Raw genomic sequence first — 5,596 nt, 5'->3', positions numbered from 1 at the left:
TTTGTTCTTTTTCGTAATGAGACAGACAGGTAATCGCATAGTGCGACCCGTTGATTGATTTCGATTGATTGACGATTTAAAAAACGGCCGGGAGGCAGACTCGAAGTTATTAGGTGTTTTTATATACCATGGAGAGTTTGATCCTGGCTCAGGACGAACGCTGGCGGCGGGCCTAACACATGCAAGTCGTGGGAGAAGGAAAGTCTTCGGACTTTCTGGAGACCGGCGGATGGGTGAGTAACGCGTAGGCAACCTGCCTGAAGGACGGGGATAACGCGCCGAAAGGCGTGCTAATACCCGATGATGCAGCGGTCCCGCATGGGAACAGTTGTTAAAGGCCTCGGCCACCTTCAGATGGGCCTGCGTGCCATTAGCTAGTTGGTGGGGTAAGAGCCTACCAAGGCGATGATGGCTAGGGGGTCTGAGAGGATGATCCCCCACACTGGGACTGAGACACGGCCCAGACTCCTACGGGAGGCAGCAGTGAGGAATCTTGCGCAATGGAGGAAACTCTGACGCAGCCACGCCGCGTGCTGGAAGACGGCCCTATGGGTTGTAAACAGCTTTTACCAGGGAAGAACCCGGGGGTTTCGATCCCCGCTGACGGTACCTGGTGAATAAGCACCGGCTAACTCCGTGCCAGCAGCCGCGGTAATACGGAGGGTGCAAGCGTTGTCCGGAATCATTGGGTGTAAAGGGTGCGCAGGCGGGTCAGTAAGTCGAGGGTGAAATCTTGCCGCTTAACGGTAAAATGGCCTTCGATACTGCTGATCTTGAGTCCAGAAGAGGCCGGTGGAATTCGTGGTGTAGCGGTGAAATGCATAGATATCACGAAGAACACCAGTGGCGAAGGCGGCCGGCTGGTCTGGTACTGACGCTGAGGCACGAGAGCGTGGGGAGCGAACAGGATTAGATACCCTGGTAGTCCACGCTGTAAACGATGTGTGCTAGATGTTGGTCCTTCGGGGCCAGTGTCGCAGCTAACGCAGTAAGCACACCACCTGGGGAGTACGTCCGCAAGGATGAAACTCAAAGGAATTGACGGGGGCCCGCACAAGCGGTGGAGCATGTGGCTTAATTCGATGCAACGCGAAGAACCTTACCCAGGCTAAATCCGGCCTGACCGCTCCTGAAAAGGGGTCTCCCTTCGGGGCAGGCTGGAAGGTGCTGCATGGCTGTCGTCAGCTCGTGCCGTGAGGTGTTGGGTTAAGTCCCGCAACGAGCGCAACCCCTACGGTTAGTTACCAGCACGTAATGGTGGGGACTCTAGCCGGACTGCCTACGCAAGTAGTGAGGAAGGTGGGGACGACGTCAAGTCATCATGGCCCTTACGTCTGGGGCTGCACACGTGCTACAATGGACGGTCCAACGGGAAGCGACCCCGCGAGGGGCAGCAGATCCTCAAAACCGTTCCCAGTTCGGATTGGAGTCTGAAACTCGACTCCATGAAGCCGGAATCGCTAGTAATCGCGTATCAGCAATGGCGCGGTGAATACGTTCCCGGGCCTTGTACACACCGCCCGTCAAGCGATGGAAGCAGGGAGTACCTGACGAGGCCGGGCCAACCTTCGGGGGGCAGGTCTTCAGGGTAAGCCCTGTGACTGGCGCTAAGTCGTAACAAGGTAGCCGTACCGGAAGGTGCGGCTGGATCACCTCCTTTCTACGGAGAGCAAGTTCTCCTGGTCGTGGTCGCCTGTGCGATTACCTGTCTGTCTGTTACGCAAGCGAGCCGGGCGGCGCTGTCCGCCGGCAGGGGTTCCTCCTGCCAGGGGTCGCACTTGGGCTTGTAGCTCAGGTGGTTAGAGCGCACGCCTGATAAGCGTGAGGTCGCAGGTTCAACTCCTGCCAAGCCCACTGAGGTCCTGCGGGGCCAATGGGGGCTATAGCTCAGTTGGCTAGAGCATCTGCTTTGCAAGCAGAGGGTCGTCGGTTCGAATCCGACTAGCTCCACCAGGTTTTTTGGATTATTGTTTTTTTGGGTGCAGCTAGCACCTGGCGTATGACCAGCCGGTCATAGGCCAGGTGATAGCTGAACCGCCGTGCCGACTTCGGTCGGGGCGAGCTTGTTCTTTTATTATTGCGTGGCAACGATTGTGGAGTGCGGGTAGGCCTGCTTATAGCAGTGCCGGGCCCAAGCAGTAAACAATCCGCGCTGCGTGTGTTCTTTTATTGTTGCAGGGTGTAGATTGACGGGGGTGGCTCCTCGCCTCGATGAGGCGCAGGGTGCGAACGCCAACAATCCATGCGCTGCATGTGTTCTTTGATGTAGTGGGAAGCAAAGGTAAGATCGAGCGTCATCGGTCTGCCCCGGCGGTGCCGGGGCAGACCGAAAGACATATTACAATCACAATAGATTGCCCGCTGCCGCAAGGCAGCAAGCATAATTGATGAGTTCATGTGTGGCTTGCGCCCCTCCACAGCGTGGAGGCGGATGCAAGCCGTATAAGCGAAAGCATAACAAGGGCGCACGGTGGATGCCTAGGCATCGTCAGGCGATGAAGGACGTGACAAGCTGCGAAAAGCTGCGGGGAGCTGCAAACAAGCCCGGATCCGCAGGTGTCCGAATGGGGAAACCCACCCGGCTTCGGCCGGGTACTCCTACGGGAGAGCCAACGGGGGGAATTGAAACATCTTAGTACCCCCAGGAGCAGAAAACAAATCAGTGATTCCCCAAGTAGTGGCGAGCGAACGGGGAACAGCCCAAACCGGCTGCCTACGGGCGGTCGGGGTTGTAGGGCCCACAGAAGGTATGGAAGCAAAATTCGAAGCGCACTGGAAAGGCGCGCCACAGCGGGTGAGAGCCCCGTAGGAGTACGGCGACCATACTGGTGGGATCTCCTGAGTAAGGCGGGACCGGAGAAATCCTGTCTGAACCGGCCGGCACCATCCGGCAAGGCTAAATACTGACGATGACCGATAGTGGACCAGTACCGTGAGGGAAAGGTGAAAAGAACGCCGAGAAGGCGAGTGAAACAGTACCTGAACCCGTGCGCTTACAAGCGGTCGGAGCTGCCCTTTGGGCAGTGACGGCGTGCCTTTTGCATAATGAGCCTACGAGTTGCTCCTGACCTGCGAGGTTAATCCGCTCAGCGGAGAAGCCGAAGCGAAAGCGAGTCCGAACAGGGCGCCCAAGTAGGTCGGGGCAGACGCGAAACCGGGTGAGCTATCTATGACCAGGGTGAAGCGTGGGTAAGACCACGTGGAGGCCCGAACCGCCTGGCGTTGAAAAGCCATCGGATGAGTTGTGGATAGGGGTGAAAGGCCAATCAAACCCGGCAATAGCTCGTTCTCCCCGAAATATATTTAGGTATAGCATCTGGTTAAAGCCGGCCGGAGGTAGAGCACTGATTAGGCTAGGGGGCTTCACCGCCTACCAAACCTAGACAAACTCCGAATGCCGTCCGGCGTTTCCAGGTAGTCAGCAACCGAGCGATAACGTCCGGTTGCAAAAGGGAAAGAACCCAGACCACCGATTAAGGCCCCTAAATCCAAACTAAGTTGAACAAAGAAAGTTGGGTTGCCCAGACAACTAGGAGGTTGGCTTAGAAGCAGCCATTCCTTGAAAGAGTGCGTAATAGCTCACTAGTCGAGCGGCCCGGCGTCGATAATTTGCGGGCATTAAGTTTGGTGCCGAAATCGTGGGTTTGTCTCCGCAAGGGGGCAAGCGGTAGGGGAGCATTCCAGCGGCTTTGAAGTCGGCCTGTGAGGGCCGGTGGAGCTTCTGGAAGCGAAACTGTAGGCATGAGTAACGATAAGAGGGGTGAAGAACCCCTCCACCGTAAACCTACGGGTTCCTGATCAACGCTCATCGGATCAGGGTTAGTCGAGACCTAAGGTGTAGCCGAAGGGCGAAACCGATGGAAAACCGGTACAATATTCCGGTACCACCAGGGGGTTACAGGCTAAGGCGTGACGCAGAAGTGACACCACCGCCTTCCGACGGAATGGAAGGTTGAAGAGTGTAGGCCGCGGGGTAGGCAAATCCGCCCCGCCGAGGCTGAAGCTCGACAGTACGGGGAGCCTGCGGGCAAACCGACAGTGTGGGTAATCAGGCTGCCAAGAAAAGCGTCGTAGACTACTCTTTGGTGCTCGTACCAAAACCGACACAGGTAGGTGAGGAGAGAATCCTCAGGTGCTCGAGGCAATCGTGGCTAAGGAACTCGGCAAATTAGATCCGTAACTTCGGGAGAAGGATCCCCTGCGGTCCGCCTTTTGGTGGATTGCGGGGCGCAGTGACCAGGCCCAATCGACTGTTTAACAAAAACACAGGCCTCTGCTAAGTCGCAAGACGATGTATAGGGGCTGACACCTGCCCGGTGCTGGAAGGTTAAGGAAGCCTGTTAATCCCTTCGGGGATGAAGCGGGCGACTGAAGCCCCAGTAAACGGCGGCCGTAACTATAACGGTCCTAAGGTAGCGAAATTCCTTGTCGGGTAAGTTCCGACCTGCACGAATGGTGCAACGAATTGGGCACTGTCTCGGCCACGAGCTCGGTGAAATTGTGGTATCGGTGATGACGCCGATTACCCGCAGCGGGACGGAAAGACCCCGTGAACCTTTACTACAACTTTACATTGGCTTTACCGGCCGGATGTGCAGGATAGGTGGGAGGCTTTGAAGCCCTGGCGCTAGCTGGGGTGGAGCCACCGGTGAAATACCACCCTTCTGGCAGGTGAATTCTAATGCCCCACCGGGCAGACAGTGTATGGTGGGTAGTTTGACTGGGGCGGTCGCCTCCTAAAGTGTAACGGAGGCTCCCAAAGGTACCCTCAGCACGGTCGGCAATCGTGCGCAGAGTGTAAAAGCATAAGGGTGCTTGACTGCGAGAGATACAGCTCGAGCAGCTGCGAAAGCAGGGTTTAGTGATCCGGCGATTCCGTATGGAAGGGTCGTCGCTCAAAGGATAAAAGGTACTCCGGGGATAACAGGCTTATCTCCCCCAAGAGTTCACATCGACGGGGAGGTTTGGCACCTCGATGTCGGCTCATCGCATCCTGGGGCTGGAGAAGGTCCCAAGGGTTTGGCTGTTCGCCAATTAAAGCGGTACGCGAGCTGGGTTCAGAACGTCGTGAGACAGTTCGGTCCCTATCTGCTGTGGGCGTAGGAATGTTGTGGAGCCCTGCTCCTAGTACGAGAGGACCGGAGTGGACGCACCGCTGGTGTACCAGTTGTCCCGCCAGGGGCACGGCTGGGTAGCTATGTGCGGCAGTGATAAGCCGCTGAAAGCATCTAAGCGCGAAGCACGCTCCAAGATAAGCATTCCCCAAGAGTCTGCTGGAAGACGACCAGCTCGATAGGCGGCAGGTACAAGCGCGGTAACGCGTTTAGCCGAGCCGTACTAATCAGACCACCGGCTTTGCTTATATGGCTTGCATCGGCCTCCCACCACGGAAGGCCGGGCAGGCGCTCATCTTATCCCCTTCCCACTACATCAGCGAACACATCTTTTTTGACATATTGCACCACGATATTGAGGAGGTGAGCCACAGCGCAGGGGCCCCACCCGTTCCCATCCCGAACACGGCCGTTAAGCCCTGCCGCGCCAATGGTACTGCCACAAGGCGGAAGCGTAGGTCCTCGCCTCCTCTTTTTTTATT

2 tRNA genes and 3 rRNA genes are annotated in these 5,596 nt (G+C 56.8%); all 5 read left to right on the top strand.

Annotated features, from left to right (window positions below):
• The first annotated feature begins 125 nt into the window (after positions 1-125).
• The 5 genes from NC796_RS26370 (at position 126) to rrf (ending at position 5,585) form a co-directional block, all read left to right on the top strand.
• Positions 126-1,660, top strand: a 16S ribosomal RNA gene (locus tag NC796_RS26370).
• Between the two features lie 120 nt (positions 1,661-1,780).
• A tRNA-Ile gene (locus NC796_RS26365) sits at positions 1,781-1,854 on the top strand.
• A 22-nt stretch (positions 1,855-1,876) separates the two neighbouring features.
• Positions 1,877-1,953 (top strand) — tRNA-Ala (locus tag NC796_RS26360).
• A 492-nt stretch (positions 1,954-2,445) separates the two neighbouring features.
• Positions 2,446-5,362: ribosomal RNA gene (locus NC796_RS26355) — 23S ribosomal RNA — on the top strand.
• A gap of 111 nt (positions 5,363-5,473) precedes the next feature.
• A 5S ribosomal RNA gene (gene rrf, locus NC796_RS26350) occupies positions 5,474-5,585 on the top strand.
• The 16S, 23S and 5S rRNA genes sit together here with 2 tRNA genes alongside, the layout of an rRNA operon.
• Positions 5,586-5,596 lie beyond the last annotated feature (11 nt).

This window comes from Aliifodinibius sp. S!AR15-10 (assembly GCF_031569985.1).
Classification (GTDB): Bacteria; Bacteroidota; Rhodothermia; order Balneolales; family Balneolaceae; genus JAMQKA01.
Note: the sequence above shows the minus strand (reverse complement) of the source record. Positions and strands in the feature narration are given on the sequence as shown.